11 protein-coding genes, 1 tRNA gene, 3 rRNA genes and 1 other RNA gene are annotated in these 15,901 nt (G+C 41.6%); 12 read left to right on the top strand and 4 right to left on the bottom strand.

What is annotated here, in order from left to right:
* The first annotated feature begins 51 nt into the window (after positions 1-51).
* Positions 52-672, top strand: a complete 621-nt coding sequence (locus tag JNUCC52_RS13480; protein ID WP_337980145.1) for an RraA family protein — start codon at positions 52-54, stop codon at positions 670-672.
* 45 nt (positions 673-717) lie between these two features.
* On the opposite strand, the gene JNUCC52_RS13475 is transcribed toward JNUCC52_RS13480, so the two are convergent.
* The 4 genes from JNUCC52_RS13475 to JNUCC52_RS13460 all read right to left on the bottom strand — a co-directional run bounded on the left by JNUCC52_RS13475 (position 718) and on the right by JNUCC52_RS13460 (position 4,465).
* Positions 718-1,992 (bottom strand): cation:dicarboxylate symporter family transporter, encoded by a 1,275-nt coding sequence (locus JNUCC52_RS13475; protein ID WP_228134231.1) that lies wholly within the window; start codon positions 1,990-1,992, stop codon positions 718-720.
* Positions 1,993-2,084: 92 nt separating this feature from the next.
* Positions 2,085-2,963 carry a response regulator gene (locus JNUCC52_RS13470; RefSeq protein WP_024362951.1) on the bottom strand — a complete coding sequence of 293 codons (879 nt, stop codon included), beginning with the start codon at positions 2,961-2,963 and terminating at the stop codon, positions 2,085-2,087.
* Positions 2,964-4,226, bottom strand: coding sequence for an ATP-binding protein (locus JNUCC52_RS13465; protein ID WP_228134232.1), 1,263 nt, complete (start codon positions 4,224-4,226; stop codon positions 2,964-2,966).
* Positions 4,227-4,372: 146 nt separating this feature from the next.
* Positions 4,373-4,465: transfer RNA gene (locus JNUCC52_RS13460), tRNA-Ser, on the bottom strand.
* Positions 4,466-4,648: 183 nt separating this feature from the next.
* Between JNUCC52_RS13460 and ffs the strand changes: the two genes are divergently transcribed.
* The 11 genes from ffs (at position 4,649) to JNUCC52_RS13405 (ending at position 15,871) form a co-directional block, all read left to right on the top strand.
* Positions 4,649-4,916: signal recognition particle sRNA large type (gene ffs, locus JNUCC52_RS13455), an RNA gene on the top strand.
* A 144-nt stretch (positions 4,917-5,060) separates the two neighbouring features.
* On the top strand, positions 5,061-6,848 hold the full coding sequence (gene dnaX / locus JNUCC52_RS13450) for a DNA polymerase III subunit gamma/tau (protein ID WP_228134233.1): 1,788 nt from the start codon (positions 5,061-5,063) through the stop codon (positions 6,846-6,848).
* 20 nt (positions 6,849-6,868) lie between these two features.
* Positions 6,869-7,183, top strand: coding sequence for a YbaB/EbfC family nucleoid-associated protein (locus JNUCC52_RS13445; protein WP_228134234.1), 315 nt, complete (start codon positions 6,869-6,871; stop codon positions 7,181-7,183).
* A gap of 11 nt (positions 7,184-7,194) precedes the next feature.
* Positions 7,195-7,791, top strand: a complete 597-nt coding sequence (gene recR, locus JNUCC52_RS13440; protein ID WP_228134235.1) for a recombination mediator RecR — start codon at positions 7,195-7,197, stop codon at positions 7,789-7,791.
* Positions 7,792-7,803: 12 nt separating this feature from the next.
* The gene (locus tag JNUCC52_RS13435) at positions 7,804-8,019 is read left to right on the top strand and encodes a YaaL family protein (RefSeq protein WP_228134236.1); all 216 of its coding nucleotides are present in this window, start codon (positions 7,804-7,806) and stop codon (positions 8,017-8,019) included.
* Between the two features lie 69 nt (positions 8,020-8,088).
* A complete protein-coding gene (locus JNUCC52_RS13430; RefSeq protein ID WP_228134237.1) occupies positions 8,089-8,361 on the top strand; it encodes a pro-sigmaK processing inhibitor BofA family protein in 273 nt (90 codons plus the stop codon).
* Between the two features lie 289 nt (positions 8,362-8,650).
* Positions 8,651-10,202: ribosomal RNA gene (locus JNUCC52_RS13425) — 16S ribosomal RNA — on the top strand.
* 180 nt (positions 10,203-10,382) lie between these two features.
* Positions 10,383-13,310: ribosomal RNA gene (locus JNUCC52_RS13420) — 23S ribosomal RNA — on the top strand.
* Positions 13,311-13,499: 189 nt separating this feature from the next.
* Positions 13,500-13,615: ribosomal RNA gene (gene rrf, locus JNUCC52_RS13415) — 5S ribosomal RNA — on the top strand.
* Together the 16S, 23S and 5S rRNA genes form the textbook arrangement of a ribosomal RNA operon.
* 170 nt (positions 13,616-13,785) lie before the next feature.
* Positions 13,786-14,319, top strand: a complete 534-nt coding sequence (locus tag JNUCC52_RS13410; protein ID WP_337980144.1) for a sigma-70 family RNA polymerase sigma factor — start codon at positions 13,786-13,788, stop codon at positions 14,317-14,319.
* The gene (locus JNUCC52_RS13405) at positions 14,312-15,871 is read left to right on the top strand and encodes a S26 family signal peptidase (protein WP_337980143.1); all 1,560 of its coding nucleotides are present in this window, start codon (positions 14,312-14,314) and stop codon (positions 15,869-15,871) included. The genes JNUCC52_RS13410 and JNUCC52_RS13405 overlap by 8 nt, the downstream gene beginning before the upstream one ends.
* Positions 15,872-15,901: the final 30 nt, after the last annotated feature.

Here is a 15,901-nt window from a genome sequence, read left to right as displayed (position 1 = left end):
TTTACAATAATTGTGAAAGGGCTTCATAAATTATAAATAGGGGTGTTGTGTATGACAAAGGTGGAAGTAAGTTTTAAACATTTACCAACGACAGCAATTTCCGATGCAACTGGGGGCCATACAAATTTACGTAGTAATATTAAAGCGTTAGCCGAGCATTTTAAAATAGCGGGACGAGCGGTTACTGTACGTTTACCAGACGGAGAAAATGGAGCGGTACTAGAAGCGATTCGAGCTGCTAATGAGGGCGATATTTTAGTAATTGATGCAAAGGGGAATACAAATCGAGCAGTTGCAGGGGATTTTGTTATTTCTTTAGCAAAGGGTATTGGTGTACAGGGCTTCGTAGTGGATGGTGTTATTCGAGATATTGCTGCCATTCGCGAGCTGGATTTCCCTGTATTTGCTCTTGGTACGACTGTAGCTGCTGGCAATAAAAATGGCGGTGGCAAAGTTAATGTACCAATTGCTATTGGCGGTGTAACCGTGCAGCCTGGCGATTATATTATCGGAGATGTTGATGGTGTTATTGTTGTTCCACAGGAGGATGCGGAGCGCATTGTAGCAGCCGCGGAGCTTAAAGTGGAAAAGGATGAAGTACGCGCACAAGAAGCACATGCAAACGGCAAAGAGTCTATTATTGCTTATTTAGATAAAGTACTAGCAAAATAAAAAAATCCTCACGATGCATTCGTCCATCGTGAGGATTTTTTTGTATTAAGCTAAATTTTCGTTGTTTTTAAAGTAGTTTTTCATCTTTTCTTTATCGAAGCGGCCTTCCCATTTCGCCATTACTAATGACGCTAAAGAGTTACCGATTACGTTTACTACTGTACGTCCCATATCAAGAATACGGTCGATACCTGCAATGAATGCTAAACCTTCAATAGGAATACCAACAGTACCTAAAGTTGCAAGTAATACTACGAATGATACGCCTGGTACACCCGCAATACCTTTAGAAGTAACCATCAATACAAGCATTAACGTAATTTGTTCTCCGATGCTTAAATGAATACCGTACATTTGAGCAATGAATAATGCAGCGATTGCTTGATACAATGTTGAACCATCTAAGTTAAATGAATAACCTGTAGGGATAACAAAGGATACAATATCTTTCGGTGCACCTAGTTTCTCCATCTTCTGCATTACACGTGGTAATACGGCTTCCGAACTAGCAGTGGAGAACGCTAAAATTAATTCGTCTTTTAATACTCTTATCAAGTAGAAAATGTTGACTCCAGCAAATTTTGCTACAAGACCTAGTACGATGAAGATGAAGAATATCATCGTTGCATAAACAAGTATTGCAAGCTTACCAAGTGGAATGAGGGAAGCAAACCCATATTTGGAAACGGTTACACCAATTAAACCAAATACCCCAATTGGAGCGAATTTCATTACAAGGTTCGTTACCCAGAACATCGCGTCTGCTACACCTTGGAAGAAGTCTAATACTGGTTTTCCTCGTTCTCCAATTGCAGCTACCCCTAAACCGAAAATAACAGAGAAGAAAATGATAGCAAGCATATTGCCTTCAGCCATTGATTGAATAATATTTGTTGGTACAATACCTACAATAATATCGAATGGTCCTTCATGTTGTACTTCTTCAGTTGTTGTAACGTATTTCGAAATATCCCCTTGCGAAAGTTCGTTCATATTTATGCCAGCACCTGGGTGAAACAGGTTAGCTGAAAGTAAACCAACAACAATTGCAACTGTTGTAATAATTTCAAAGTAAATAAGCGTTTTTCCGCCTAATCTTCCGAGCTGTTTAATGTCTCCAGTTCCAGCAACACCAACAATTAATGTCGAAATGATAATAGGTACCACAATCATCTTAATTAGATGTAGAAAAATATCTCCTAGTGGTTGTAAATATGTCTCAATTTTGGGGTTTCCATAAAAGATACCACCAACAATAATCCCTAAAATTAAACCGATTAGAATCTGAGCGGCTAAACTGAGTTTAAATTTCTTTTTCAAAATCTTAATTCCTCCCCTATATTAAAATTTTTAGGACATGCCTTACTTTAATAATACGGAGGACTTATAAAATCCGACAAAATCCGAGAAAATTAATTTACTTTTGTTAAAATGTCTGAATATAACACCTGTATAAACTTCTTTATATTGACCTTTGCTTTGCGATTTCCGTGGTCTTCAATCTGTGTCATAAGCTGACGAATCTCTTTAAAGTCAAAGTATCGAGGTGCATAGTATTCAAATTCTGAGTTTGTATAATCGACTACCCCTAAATTGGCGAGGTTAATCATCGCAGCTAAAATTGTTCGACGCACACGCTGTTCAATAGCCTTACTCTCTTTTAAAATTTCATCTGGAGTGGACTTTGTGACAGCTGCTATTTCCTCATAAAGCTCTTTTAAAGGAGGAAGAGGTGCAATTTTATGCTGATGTGCTAGCAATGTTTCGATAATTGCTATAATATCCTCACTGCCTATCTCACCGACAATACCCATATCATTTAAAATGGATTGAATATGATCTCGTGAAGTGGCCTTATTGTTTATCTGCTCACTTAGGTCGATGTTAGTCAACGATTGTCGTATAACTAATAGAGAGTTTTTAAGGCGAAACTGTTCTGTTGTTTTGCGTAAAACATTCTCCACTTCGATACGGTTAATCGGTTTATGGATAAAGAAGTCAATACCTTGTTCATACGCCTCGCCAACCATTTCTTTATTTACAACCTGAGAAATCATAATAAACTGTCCTTCAAATCGATTTTGGAGAAGATGCTCCACTGTAGCTATACCATCAAGCTTAGGCATAAGTAAATCGATTAGCACAAACTCTGGCTGTGTCATTAATATTTGAGGAATGGCGTCCACTCCATTACGTGCTTCGCCGATGACTGTGCCTAAACCACTATCTTCAATAATTTGTTTTAGCATCACGCGGCTAGCACGATCATCATCTACAATAAAATACCTCATTTAAGTCTCTCCCGTTTGAATAGTTTGCGTAGGAATTATAATTTTAAACACCGTTTTGAAGTTATTTGATTCAACTGAAATAGAGCCGTTTAATTTAGAAATTAATTCGGCAACATGTGAAAGTCCAATTCCTGTAGCTGCTACACCTTCGACATTATATTTTGTCGTATAGCCAGGTTCAAAAATAATAGAAAGATCACTTTCGGAGATTCCCTTTCCATCATCACTAACTGTTATTACAGTATCAACCTCTTGTTGCTGAATATCAATAGATATGACACCTTGTCCTTCTATTGCTTCAATGGCGTTGGCAGTTAAATTGTTTAAAAGGGCTAGAAGGGCAATATGCTCATTCGTTACAAAATCGGTCTTTAAAGTAATGTTAAATTGAATTTCTTTACCGAGTAATTCACTATATTTACTATTACCGTCTTCTATATAATGTAATAATTCTGATAATCGTAATGAACCAAAGCTCTTATCGCCGACGATTTTAGATATCCCTGCATAAATACGTTGGGAATCTTTTTTAACCTCATGAATTTCCTGGGCAATATGAAGCGCCTGTAAACTTTCAGAGCGATTGCCTTGAGCTTTTAATTGGCGATATAAATCAAATCCATTGGCGGTAATTGCCTCAATATGATTCATAGACTTTTTTAAATAAAGTGTCTCTACATATAAGTCTGAGCCAATCGTTAGTATTTCTTGTACACGCTTTTTTTGCTCAGCAATTAAAATAGAGCTATAAATTCCGACAACAAAAAAGCTTCGTAACAAGGCAACAGCGAATAAAATCAGTAAGTCATGAATGAATAAAATTGTATAAGATTGTACAAAGAAACGTAGCAACTGTTCTGCTAAATTGCTAATGACCTCACTTAGGGCAACAAGTAACCCTAACTTAAGTGGCTTTTCGCGATATTGATGAATATTTAAATATTGCAGACATATTGCAAATAATAAATAAAATGTAGCTGCAGGTAAATGAATATAGATACCTTCTAATATGGATATGTTTTGTGTATAGAAACTAATAGCCGTTCGTAATGCAGTTGTTACAATACTTGTTGCGACGCCAGCAAAAATAATAGGTGTTGGTTTAAGTAATGTGCATAAAAAGAAAATAATCGTTCCTAAGCCAAATCGAAAAGACGTATTAGCGAATGGGATAATTTTAATTTCACTACCGAGAGCAGTTAATATGGCAATTAATAAAATCCATGTGAGGGAAGTACGAGATAAAAAAACCTTTGAGTACATATTTTATATCCTCCCTAAATTTTTAGTAGAAGCAAAATAGCTAATAAAAAAATACCACAACCTAAAAGGAAGTGGTATTTAATAAGTATGACATACAATTTTGAGCAAAAAAAAACGGCTACATTATGTAGTCGGTATTTTAAAAATGGAGGAGGTAGAGGGATTCGAACCCCCGCGCGGTGTTACCCGCCTGTCGGTTTTCAAGACCGATCCCTTCAGCCAGACTTGGGTATACCTCCATACTATATTGCTGTGTTGTCTTATCGACAAGAACTAATTTATCATGTTTTGATTTTCACGTCAACATCTTTTTTTAAAAAATAATTTTGTTTATATTTCTTCTTATTATTTTGTAATAACGAATATAAATAATTTGTGCAATTCGTTGCAATTTATGAAAACTGAAAGTATACTAGTTATTGCCGTGCTAGGTGGGAAGGTAGCGGTGTCCTGTAACTCGCAATCCGCTCTAGCGAGACTGAATTCCTTTTTCGAGGCTGTCCGTATTGTTTGGTCTGCCTTTTGCACGTAGTGTTGACGATTGGGTCCTGCGCAATGGATACCCATGAACCATGTCAGGTCCGGAAGGAAGCAGCATTAAGTGGTCTTATTCATGTGCCGCGGGGTTGCCTAATCTGAGCTAACGACAAGAGTAACGCTTATGTGCGGCTGTCGAAGAAAGGTGCACGGCATTAAATTGCCAATTCGAACGCATTCGTCTATTATAGGCGAATGCGTTTTTTTATATTCTAATAAAGGCCACTGTTTTATTAACAACGTAGCCGATGCTATAATGGTTTTAATCATATTTAAAAAGAAGGGGAGAGGAAATTATTGACGTATCAAGCATTTTATCGTGTGTATAGACCACAATCATTCCGAGAAATGTCAGGTCAAGCACATGTCAAAAGAACGCTGCAAAATGCTCTCCTAGCGAATAAAACAACTCATGCATATTTGTTTTCAGGGCCTCGTGGAACAGGGAAAACAAGTACAGCCAAAATTTTTGCCAAGGCTTTAAACTGTGAGCATGCTCCAGCAAGCGAACCATGTAATGAGTGTGCAACTTGTATAAGCATTACTGATGGTTCACATCCAGACGTAATTGAATTTGATGCAGCTTCTAATTCACGTGTAGAAGAAATACGTGACATTATTGAAAAAGTCCGTTTTGCACCTGCAAGTAGCAGGTTTAAAGTGTATATCATTGACGAAGTGCATATGCTGTCTACAAGTGCCTTCAATGCGCTGTTAAAAACATTAGAAGAACCACCACCACATGCTGTATTTATTTTAGCAACTACAGAACCTCATAAATTACCAGCGACGATTATTTCTCGTTGCCAACGTTTCGATTTTAAACGACTTTCAACGAACGATATTATTGAGCGCATGAAGGTTGTATTAGAAGACATTGAGCTACCGTTTGAAGAACAAGGACTCAAAGTAATTGCGCAATCAGCAGCAGGTGGTATGCGTGATGCATTGAGTTTGTTAGATCAAGTTGTATCGTTCAGCGGTGAAATGCTGAAACTTGAAGATGCGCTGCTAGTTACTGGCTCAATCAGTCAAGATGTTTTCTATGATTTAGCAGAAGCTTTAAAGGTGAAAGATGTAGCACAAATGCTAGCGCTTTTAGAACAGCTAATTGCAGATGGAAAAGACCCATTGCGCCTGTCGGAGGACTTAATTACATTTTTCCGTGATTTACTTCTTTTGCAAACGAGTGAAAATCTAGCTGAACTATTAGAGTTAGTATCACCAGAAGAGCGTGTGTTTGCTCTGGCGCATGATTTTGCTCCAGATATGCTCTATGGATACATTGATATTTTAGCGAAAACGCAACAAGAAATGCGTTTCTCTCATCATACAAAAATTTATTTGGAAACGGCATTGCTGAAAATGACGCAGTTTTCAGGTGGGGTTGTAAATCACAACGTTACATCAAGCGAAACGGCAATGAGTCCAGAGCTTGCGCAAAAAATAGTCGCACTAGAGCAGATGGTACAACAATTGTCAGCGCAATTACAAAGTGGTGCACCATCACAAGCTGGTCAAGCTGCAAAAGAACAACGTCCTCGCGCAAAAAGTGCAAACGGCTACAAAGCGCCTACTGGTCGTATTCAAGAAGTGCTTAAGGATGCGACAAAGCAAGATGTGCAAAGTTTAAAAGCTGTATGGGCGCAAGCATTAAATCAAATGCAAAAGTCTCAATCCGCTCTTTTGGCAGAAGCTGAACCTGTTGCGGCATCTTCAAGTGCTTTTGTGTTAAAATTCAAGTATGATATTCATTGTCAAATGGTTGCAGACAATCAAATGCTAAAAGCGCAATTCACACAATTAATTGCAGCTCAAACGGGCACGATGTATGAAATGCTTTGTACACCAGAAGAAACATGGTTAAAGTTGCGTGAAGAGTTTATTCGTGATCACGGATTACAGCAAAAGAAAGCACAGTCTGTTAACGATGATCCGAATGTTGAATTGTTAGAACCACCACCGGCAGAAATGTCGGAAGAACCGTTTATCGATGATGCGCAACCACTGGCGTCACAAGATCCACTTGTGACGGAAGCGGAAAAGCTATTCGGTAAGGATTTTATTGAAATTGTTGAAGACTGATTACTTAGGAGGAATAGGTTATGCGTGGAATGGGAAATATGCAAGGCATGATGAAGAAAATGCAAAAAATGCAAAAAGAAATGATGGAAGCTCAAGAAGCTTTAAATGTAGAACAATTTGAAGGTGTTGCTGGCGGCGGTATGGTCAAAGTAACAGTTACAGGTCAACGCGAAGTTGTAGAAGTGAATCTTGATACTTCAGTAGTGGATCCAGACGATATCGAAATGCTACAGGATTTAATTGTTGTTGCAACGAATGAAGCACTTAAAAAAGTGGAAGAAAAAACAAATGCAACAATGGGTAAATTCACACAAGGCATGAACCTTCCATTCTAGGAGGTAACAATATGTATTACCCAGAACCAATATCTAAACTAATCGATAGTTTTATGAAATTGCCAGGTATCGGGCCTAAAACCGCGGCCCGACTGGCGTTTTTTGTGTTAACGATGAAAGAGGATGACGTTCTTTCCTTTTCAAAAGCTTTAATTGAAGCGAAGCGTAATTTAAGCTATTGCTCTGTTTGTGGCAATATTACTGATATAGACCCATGCCATATTTGTACTGATAAACAACGAGATGCTTCTGTAATTTGTGTTGTTCAAGATACAAAAGATGTTATCGCAATGGAAAAAATGCGTGATTATCATGGGAAATATCATGTGCTACAAGGAGCTATTTCACCGATGGATGGTATCGGTCCAGAGGATATTAATGTAGCCTCCCTTTTAGTACGACTACAAGATGAAACTGTACAGGAGCTTATTTTAGCAACAAATTCTACTATTGAAGGTGAAGCGACAGCTATGTATATCTCTCGTCTTGTGAAACCATCGGGTATCCGAACAACACGTATTGCACATGGATTACCTGTGGGTGGAGATTTAGAATATGCTGATGAAGTAACATTATCGAAGGCAATGGAAGGCCGTCGAGAGTTATAGTGAGGGATTGAGATGTTCTTCCGCAATAAAGGGAAATTAAAAAGAGAATTTGATGAAAAGCTTGTTAATCTCATTAAAGAAACAAAAGAAGATTTACAGCAAGCGAAAGTGATTGAAGAATTATTAAATGATTATGATTTAGAAATTATAGCTCAACGAAAAGCTGCTGAGAGTATACATTTCTATTTGTTTAAGGAAGCTAGAATTCGACGAGTGCTAATTAAATAATAGTTGAGAGTTATAGAAGCGACATGGGAATCATAAACTTACATAATTATTATCGAAGGAGGCAATTGGATGCCGTGGATTGTAATTGTAAGTATTTGTGTTCCTGTAGCGCTTCTTTTTCTTTATATAGTAGGAAAGCATGTTAAATTAGGAAAAGTATTAGAAGGGATTTCTGTATTTTGGTTCCGATTTGCATTTGCATTTTTATTACTATTCATTATCCATTTAGGTGTTGGGTATGGCGGCTATAATGTGCCTATCAACCTGTTTTCAGTTTTCACAATTGCAATATTAGGAATTCCTGGTGTGCTAGGAATCACTTTTTTAATATTTTTTTTATAAAAGACTTGCAAACTATATTTATTGTGATATAGTAATAAGAGTCGTTAAGACAACAACTGAAACAACTTATATAAAACAAAAACAATTAAAATAAATTGTTGACATCGATTTGAAAAAATGGTATTATATAAGAGTTGCTGAAACAAGAAGCGACACGATGAACCTTGAAAACTGAACAAGCAAAACGTAATCAATATAGTTTTTAGTAGCTAACTTCGTTAGTGAACAAAACAAAATTTTGGACATCAAAATTGATGCCAGCAAAACAATTTGAGCTAATCAAATTTCTTTTATGGAGAGTTTGATCCTGGCTCAGGACGAACGCTGGCGGCGTGCCTAATACATGCAAGTCGAGCGGACGGATAAGGAGCTTGCTCCTTTGACGTTAGCGGCGGACGGGTGAGTAACACGTGGGCAACCTACCCTATAGTTTGGGATAACTCCGGGAAACCGGGGCTAATACCGAATAATCTTTTGTCTCTCATGAGACAATTCTGAAAGACGGTTTCGGCTGTCGCTATAGGATGGGCCCGCGGCGCATTAGCTAGTTGGTGAGGTAACGGCTCACCAAGGCAACGATGCGTAGCCGACCTGAGAGGGTGATCGGCCACACTGGGACTGAGACACGGCCCAGACTCCTACGGGAGGCAGCAGTAGGGAATCTTCCACAATGGGTGAAAGCCTGATGGAGCAACGCCGCGTGAGTGAAGAAGGATTTCGGTTCGTAAAACTCTGTTGTAAGGGAAGAACAAGTACAGTAGTAACTGGCTGTACCTTGACGGTACCTTATTAGAAAGCCACGGCTAACTACGTGCCAGCAGCCGCGGTAATACGTAGGTGGCAAGCGTTGTCCGGAATTATTGGGCGTAAAGCGCGCGCAGGTGGTTTCTTAAGTCTGATGTGAAAGCCCACGGCTCAACCGTGGAGGGTCATTGGAAACTGGGAGACTTGAGTGCAGAAGAGGATAGTGGAATTCCAAGTGTAGCGGTGAAATGCGTAGAGATTTGGAGGAACACCAGTGGCGAAGGCGACTATCTGGTCTGTAACTGACACTGAGGCGCGAAAGCGTGGGGAGCAAACAGGATTAGATACCCTGGTAGTCCACGCCGTAAACGATGAGTGCTAAGTGTTAGGGGGTTTCCGCCCCTTAGTGCTGCAGCTAACGCATTAAGCACTCCGCCTGGGGAGTACGGTCGCAAGACTGAAACTCAAAGGAATTGACGGGGGCCCGCACAAGCGGTGGAGCATGTGGTTTAATTCGAAGCAACGCGAAGAACCTTACCAGGTCTTGACATCCCGTTGACCACTGTAGAGATATGGTTTTCCCTTCGGGGACAACGGTGACAGGTGGTGCATGGTTGTCGTCAGCTCGTGTCGTGAGATGTTGGGTTAAGTCCCGCAACGAGCGCAACCCTTGATCTTAGTTGCCATCATTTAGTTGGGCACTCTAAGGTGACTGCCGGTGACAAACCGGAGGAAGGTGGGGATGACGTCAAATCATCATGCCCCTTATGACCTGGGCTACACACGTGCTACAATGGACGATACAAACGGTTGCCAACTCGCGAGAGGGAGCTAATCCGATAAAGTCGTTCTCAGTTCGGATTGTAGGCTGCAACTCGCCTACATGAAGCCGGAATCGCTAGTAATCGCGGATCAGCATGCCGCGGTGAATACGTTCCCGGGCCTTGTACACACCGCCCGTCACACCACGAGAGTTTGTAACACCCGAAGTCGGTGAGGTAACCTTTTGGAGCCAGCCGCCGAAGGTGGGATAGATGATTGGGGTGAAGTCGTAACAAGGTAGCCGTATCGGAAGGTGCGGCTGGATCACCTCCTTTCTAAGGATATTTTCGGAATACAAACCTTGGGTTTGTAAGATTACGTTTTGCGTTCAGTTTTGAAGGTTCATCAATTAGATGAAATACTTCAAAACTTGTTCTTTGAAAACTGGATAAAACGACATTGAAATTGTAACAAACACATTTATTTTTTAAGTTTTTTTATAGGCTTAATAACTAGGTTAAGTTATTAAGGGCGCACGGCGAATGCCTTGGCACTAGGAGCCGAAGAAGGACGGCACTAACACCGATATGCTTCGGGGAGCTGTAAGTGAGCTTTGATCCGGAGATTTCCGAATGGGGGAACCCACTACGTTTAATCGCGTAGTATCTTGACGTGAATACATAGCGTCTTGAAGGCAGACCCAGGGAACTGAAACATCTAAGTACCTGGAGGAAGAGAAAGAAAAATCGATTCCCTGAGTAGCGGCGAGCGAAACGGGAAGAGCCCAAACCAAGAGGCTTGCCTCTTGGGGTTGTAGGACACTCTATACGGAGTTACAAAGGAATGAGTTAGATGAAGCGACTTGGAAAGGTCCGCCAGAGCAGGTAAAAGCCCTGTAGTCGAAAGTTTATTCCCTCCAGAGTGGATCCTGAGTACGGCGGAACACGTGAAATTCCGTCGGAATCCGGGAGGACCATCTCCCAAGGCTAAATACTACCTAGTGACCGATAGTGAACCAGTACCGTGAGGGAAAGGTGAAAAGCACCCCGGAAGGGGAGTGAAAGAGATCCTGAAACCGTGTGCCTACAAGTAGTTAGAGCCCGTTAATGGGTGATAGCGTGCCTTTTGTAGAATGAACCGGCGAGTTACGATTACGTGCGAGGTTAAGCTTTAGAAGGCGGAGCCGCAGCGAAAGCGAGTCTGAATAGGGCGAATTAGTACGTGGTCGTAGACCCGAAACCAGGTGATCTACCCATGTCCAGGGTGAAGGTGAGGTAACACTTACTGGAGGCCCGAACCCACGCACGTTGAAAAGTGCGGGGATGAGGTGTGGGTAGCGGAGAAATTCCAATCGAACTTGGAGATAGCTGGTTCTCTCCGAAATAGCTTTAGGGCTAGCCTCGTGATGAGAATACTGGAGGTAGAGCACTGTTTGGACTAGGGGGCCATCCCGGTTTACCGAATTCAGACAAACTCCGAATGCCAGATATTTATACACGGGAGTCAGACTGCGAGTGATAAGATCCGTAGTCAAAAGGGAAACAGCCCAGACCACCAGCTAAGGTCCCAAAGTAATCGTTAAGTGGAAAAGGATGTGGCGTTGCACAGACAACCAGGATGTTGGCTTAGAAGCAGCCATCATTTAAAGAGTGCGTAATAGCTCACTGGTCGAGTGACGCTGCGCCGAAAATGTATCGGGGCTAAACGATTCACCGAAGCTGTGGATTGACATCTACGATGTCAGTGGTAGGAGAGCGTTCTAAGTGCGTTGAAGTCAGACCGGAAGGACTGGTGGAGCGCTTAGAAGTGAGAATGCCGGTATGAGTAGCGAAAGACGGGTGAGAATCCCGTCCACCGTATGACTAAGGTTTCCTGAGGAAGGCTCGTCCGCTCAGGGTTAGTCGGGACCTAAGCCGAGGCCGATAGGCGTAGGCGATGGACAACAGGTTGATATTCCTGTACCACCTCCTCACCGTTTGAGAAATGGGGGGACGCAGTAGGATAGGGTAAGCGCGCCGTTGGTTGTGCGCGTCCAAGCAGTAAGGCGTGTGTGTAGGCAAATCCGCACACTGTAACGTTGAGCTGTGATGGCGAGTCCGTATGGACGAAGTTCCTGATTTCACACTGCCAAGAAAAGCCTCTATCGAGGTGAGAGGTGCCCGTACCGCAAACCGACACAGGTAGTCGAGGAGAGAATCCTAAGGTGTGCGAGAGAACTCTCGTTAAGGAACTCGGCAAAATGACCCCGTAACTTCGGGAGAAGGGGTGCTCTTGAGCGTGCAAGCGCACGAGAGCCGCAGTGAATAGGCCCAGGCGACTGTTTAGCAAAAACACAGGTCTCTGCAAAACCGTAAGGTGACGTATAGGGGCTGACGCCTGCCCGGTGCTGGAAGGTTAAGAGGAGTGGTTAGCGCAAGCGAAGCTGCGAATTGAAGCCCCAGTAAACGGCGGCCGTAACTATAACGGTCCTAAGGTAGCGAAATTCCTTGTCGGGTAAGTTCCGACCCGCACGAAAGGCGTAACGATCTGGGCACTGTCTCAACGAGAGACTCGGTGAAATTATAGTACCTGTGAAGATGCAGGTTACCCGCGACAGGACGGAAAGACCCCGTGGAGCTTTACTGTAGCCTGATATTGAATTTTGGTACAACTTGTACAGGATAGGTAGGAGCCAGAGATCTCGGAGCGCCAGCTTCGAAGGAGGCGTCGGTGGGATACTACCCTGGTTGTATTGAAATTCTAACCCATGCCCCTTAGCGGGGCAGGAGACAGTGTCAGGCGGACAGTTTGACTGGGGCGGTCGCCTCCTAAAAGGTAACGGAGGCGCCCAAAGGTTCCCTCAGAATGGTTGGAAATCATTCGTAGAGTGTAAAGGCACAAGGGAGCTTGACTGCGAGACCTACAAGTCGAGCAGGGTCGAAAGACGGGCTTAGTGATCCGGTGGTTCCGCATGGAAGGGCCATCGCTCAACGGATAAAAGCTACCCCGGGGATAACAGGCTTATCTCCCCCAAGAGTCCACATCGACGGGGAGGTTTGGCACCTCGATGTCGGCTCATCGCATCCTGGGGCTGTAGTCGGTCCCAAGGGTTGGGCTGTTCGCCCATTAAAGCGGTACGCGAGCTGGGTTCAGAACGTCGTGAGACAGTTCGGTCCCTATCCGTCGTGGGCGTAGGAAATTTGAGAGGAGCTGTCCTTAGTACGAGAGGACCGGGATGGACACACCGCTGGTGTACCAGTTGTCTTGCCAAAGGCATCGCTGGGTAGCTATGTGTGGACGGGATAAGTGCTGAAAGCATCTAAGCATGAAGCCCCCCTCAAGATGAGATTTCCCATTACGCAAGTAAGTAAGATCCCTCAAAGACGATGAGGTAGATAGGTTCGAGGTGGAAGTGTGGTGACACATGGAGCTGACGAATACTAATCGATCGAGGACTTAACCAAAAAAGTTTGAAACATTCAATGAACCGTTTATCCAGTTTTGAAAGAACAACACTTTCAATTAAGAGGGTTTCAAGATACGAGTAGTTCGCGGAAGCGATTGAGAGAAGGAAGGAGCGTACTTGTGTACGTGACTGACTGAACGAATGAAGCTGACAAAGAAATACGATGTATATTGAAAGCCGTAAATAGTCTAGTGATGATGGCAAAGAGGTCACACCCGTTCCCATACCGAACACGGAAGTTAAGCTCTTTAGCGCCGATGGTAGTTGGGGGCTTCCCCCTGTGAGAGTAGGACGTCGCTAGGCACATTTAAAAGATCGAAGAGAAATCTTCGGTCTTTTTTTATTTCTACTAAAATAATAATCTATTCATGAACAATACATATAAAAGAAAATGAAACTATACCTAATTTGCATCCGTCTATTGAGTAAAAATCATATATTAATTATTCAAACACAAGAGAAGGGGGGATTTTATGGAGCAGTACGAAGCACAAAATATGAAGGAAATTATGCATACATATGGTGACTATATGCTGAGATTATCGTATTTATATGTTAAGGATTGGGTTACGGCTGAAGATATTGTGCAGGACGTCTTTATCAAGTTTTTTGAAACGCAACACCAATTTGAGGAACGTGCTACGTTAAAAACATATTTGGCTAAAATAACAATCAATCGATGTCATGATTATTTGCGTAGCTGGAAAAGTAGAAGACAATTAATTTCGAACTACTTGTTAAAACAAATCCATGCTGAAAAGCCATCGATAGATAGCGAGATGTTACAACGTTTAGAGAAGCTGGATATCGCTAAAAATGTTCTACAATTATCTGTAAAGTACCGTGAAGTAATTATATTGTTTTATTATGAAGAACTGACCACTGCGGCGATTGGAGAGTTACTCAATCTTTCTGAGAATACAATTAAAACGAGATTGCGACGCGCGCGGGAAATGCTAAAACTGAGGCTAGTTGAAGCTGAATGGGAGGTGTTACGTCATGAATAAAATAAAGCATGAATTTGATAAGTTATTTAGTGAAGAATCTAGATTTTCGGAGGCTAATGAGGCACGAATTATGCAAGAAATAACAGCTAGAAAAAATACTAGTCGTAAACGTTCGTGGCAGTATCCTCTTATAATATGTGGCTCAATAGTTCTTATAGTTTTGCTCGCCGTGATTGTGTCGTTTGAATCAAATATATCCAAAGAAGAGTCACTGGCATTATGGTTGCAAAAAAGTGGTGCAGATGAAATTCTTTATGAAGAAATGAATGTGTTACAAAAGGAAGATGCCTTTATTATTTACAAAGTACAGACAGATTCGGGTTTGCTAGTCCATGCTACATATTTAATTTATCAAAATAGCGAGTGGGTTTTCCAAGACAATTGTACGAATGGATTTGGTACAGAAGATGTAATTGTCCATTATAGACAGTCATCTAATTTATATTGTGGTGCTGTACGAAGCAATAGTTTAAAGAAAGTTATAGTTGGACAACAGAAAGCAAAGCTACTGGAGGTAGCCAATGAGGGCATGTTTTGGTTTGCTTTTAGCAAGCAACCAGGAGCTCGTGTTGTTTACGAATATATGGATGGATCAATGCAACGTATGAATTCCATAGAATGGTCGTACACGGACATTGATGATAGGGTCCCTGTGCTAGGTAATATGTCGGGACAACAATATAAGGTCCAGTATACAGGTAATGCAATGGATCGGGGTAACAACGAATATACTTCTTATCCGATTGTAGTTGAGCCAAATATTGAAAAACTAAATAGTGGCGACGTTGTTTATGTAAATGCCGAGGATGGAACAAAGACGATAGCACGTATTGTAGGATTGCCTGGAGAAAAGGTTGCCATTCATGATGGCACGATTATAGTAAATACAATACCCCTAGATATATACTATGGTTTTGCCACACAAATGGGCTTCGATGTGTTTGAAGTATATATCGACAAGCTGAAAGAAGATGGTGCGACTTTTGATGAAAATGAAATTCGTAAATATTTTTTCTGGAATATGGATGAATTGACCGTTAATGCAGACGAATATTTTGTAGCAGCAGATAATTGGGGACACGGTATGCTGTCGAAAATCACAGATGCTCAAATTATTGGGAAAGTGCTAGGTTATGAAGCGGGGGAGATGGCGAATGAATGGACGGAAACAGAAAGGTCATTATACGATGCTTTTAGAGAACAAAATAATATGGACATATTCCGCGATGTAGATCCATTGACGATAGCCCGTGTTCAGCTATACGCGAAATTTTTAGCTGATGAACAAACGGTGTATCGACTGTATACAACTCGGGAAAACTATTCGAAGTGGAGCGAAGCAGAGCATATGCGTCAGCATACACAAGTAGAGGCAGAAAGTAATAGGTCGTGGGCATTTGAAATGGCGAAAGCGATGGAGAATGGGACTTTTAAAGAACTACCTGATCATGGAGGAGTCATCCTTTTTACACAAAATGGAAGTGACATGGGCTATCAAATGGTAAGGAATGAAAACGGTATTTGGCAAGTGGCCTTTATGCCAATACAGTAAACATTCTTAGTGTAGTAGTATGTAGGCTAT

This window comes from Lysinibacillus sp. JNUCC-52 (assembly GCF_015999545.1).
In the GTDB taxonomy this organism is placed as follows: Bacteria; Bacillota; Bacilli; order Bacillales_A; family Planococcaceae; genus Lysinibacillus.
The sequence above is the reverse complement of the archived record's forward strand: the minus strand, read 5'-3'. Positions and strand labels throughout refer to the sequence as shown.

Coding starts and splice junctions, on each gene's coding strand:
- JNUCC52_RS13435 (WP_228134236.1), top strand. CDS start 7,804: ATGTTCTTCCGCAATAAAGGGAAATTAAAAAGAGAATTTGATGAAAAG.
- JNUCC52_RS13480 (WP_337980145.1), top strand. CDS start 52: ATGACAAAGGTGGAAGTAAGTTTTAAACATTTACCAACGACAGCAATT.
- JNUCC52_RS13410 (WP_337980144.1), top strand. CDS start 13,786: ATGGAGCAGTACGAAGCACAAAATATGAAGGAAATTATGCATACATAT.
- JNUCC52_RS13405 (WP_337980143.1), top strand. CDS start 14,312: ATGAATAAAATAAAGCATGAATTTGATAAGTTATTTAGTGAAGAATCT.
- JNUCC52_RS13430 (WP_228134237.1), top strand. CDS start 8,089: ATGCCGTGGATTGTAATTGTAAGTATTTGTGTTCCTGTAGCGCTTCTT.
- recR (WP_228134235.1), top strand. CDS start 7,195: ATGTATTACCCAGAACCAATATCTAAACTAATCGATAGTTTTATGAAA.
- JNUCC52_RS13465 (WP_228134232.1), bottom strand. CDS start 4,226: ATGTACTCAAAGGTTTTTTTATCTCGTACTTCCCTCACATGGATTTTA.
- JNUCC52_RS13445 (WP_228134234.1), top strand. CDS start 6,869: ATGCGTGGAATGGGAAATATGCAAGGCATGATGAAGAAAATGCAAAAA.
- JNUCC52_RS13470 (WP_024362951.1), bottom strand. CDS start 2,963: ATGAGGTATTTTATTGTAGATGATGATCGTGCTAGCCGCGTGATGCTA.